We start from the raw sequence: 264 nt of genomic DNA on the forward strand, positions 1-264 counted from the left end.
GGCAAATGTGAAGAAGGTACTGGACAGTCCTATGGCTGCAAGCAGCTGCGGGAACCCAAAACCGACGAGGAAGTTGATGATCCAGAGCACGAAGGCCGAGGCTCCCATGCCCAGCCCACGGATCCGCAAGGGGAAAATCTCCGACAACATCAACCACGTCACCGGAGAGATAGCTCCTTGTTGGAACGCCAGGAAGGTGATGGTCAGGGCGAGGATAACGAAGCCGCGCCCGGTACCTTCAGGCAGGACCAGGGAAAAGGTTCC

1 protein-coding gene is annotated in these 264 nt (G+C 58.0%); it reads right to left on the bottom strand.

Going from position 1 to position 264, the window contains the following annotated elements; translation table 11 throughout:
- Window positions 1-264, bottom strand: a 264-nt coding sequence (locus SB847_RS21365) for an MFS transporter (RefSeq protein ID WP_410578662.1), incomplete at both ends; no start/stop codon positions are given.

This window comes from Bacillus sp. SIMBA_026 (assembly GCF_046535335.1).
Classification (GTDB): Bacteria; Bacillota; Bacilli; order Bacillales; family Bacillaceae; genus Bacillus; species Bacillus velezensis.